The following is a 1,126-nucleotide window of genomic DNA, read 5'->3' on the forward strand; positions in this document are numbered from 1 at the left end:
AGAAATGCACAGGACGGAATTTCTCTGATCCAGACAGCAGAAGGTGCTCTTAACGAAACACACTCCATTCTGAACAGAATGAGAGAACTTGCTGTGCAGAGTTCCAATGATACCAATACAAACTCTGACAGAATCGAAATCCAGAAAGAAATGGATCAGCTCTCAACAGAGATTACAAGAATTGGTAATGACACCCAGTTCAATACCAAGGAGCTTTTAAATGGTGATGCTTCAGCAATGAAGTTCCACATTGGTGCAAACGAAGGCCAGAGCATGGAATTAACAATTAATGACATGAGATCTGATGCGCTTAGCGTAGATGGAGAAAAAAGATCTACTGCAGCAACAGGTGGATTTACTATTTCAAGCAGAAATTCTGCAATGACAGACATCACTATCACTAATGGAGCCGCTGCAGGAACCGAGCCTACATGGACTTCTGGTTCAAGAACTCTAGCTGTTTCATCCACTGCAACAAATGCAGAGGTGAAAGCTGCATTGGAAAAGGAAGGATTTGAAGTTGAATTCTCAGGAACTTCCTCTGCTACCTATTCCGCCACCGTAACAGCTGTTGCTTTAGCAGCAGATACAACAGGATCCTACGGTTTAGATGTTTCAACTCAGGGTGCTGCGGATTCAGCAATCACAACAATTGATAATGCTATTACAACTGTATCTGCTGAAAGATCCAAGCTTGGTGCTGTTCAGAACAGACTGGACCACACCATCAACAACCTGACAGCAACATCTGAGAACCTCTCAGCTGCTGAGTCCAGAATCAGAGACGTAGATATGGCTAAGGAAATGATGGAGTTCACAAAGAACAACATCCTGAACCAGGCTTCTACTGCAATGCTGGCTCAGGCCAACCAGATGCCACAGGGAGTACTCCAGTTACTCGGCTAATTAGTATTAGAAACGGTAGCTATTATCAAATACTACCGTTTCATTTTCAATTAGCATAGCTACAAATAAAGGCGAATACGGAAGTTCGCAGTCAAATTCAAGGAGGATAAAAAATGAGAATTAATAATAATATTTCAGCAATGAACACTTACTCAAGACTGACATCCGCTCAGGGTGCTCAGGCTAAGTCCCTGGAAAAGCTTTCTTCAGGTCTTAGAAT

At 42.5% G+C, this 1,126-nt stretch carries 1 protein-coding gene and 1 pseudogene; both read left to right on the top strand.

The window, feature by feature from the left end; genetic code table 11:
- A partial coding sequence (locus BM243_RS15455; protein ID WP_074913423.1) for a flagellin occupies window positions 1–906 on the top strand: 906 nt, incomplete at its 5' end.
- A 113-nt stretch (window positions 907–1,019) separates the two neighbouring features.
- Window positions 1,020–1,126 (top strand): annotated as a pseudogene (locus BM243_RS15460) (flagellin); the annotation flags it as partial.

Origin of the sequence: Proteiniclasticum ruminis (assembly GCF_900115135.1) — a bacterium.
Taxonomy (GTDB): Bacteria; Bacillota; Clostridia; order Clostridiales; family Clostridiaceae; genus Proteiniclasticum; species Proteiniclasticum ruminis_A.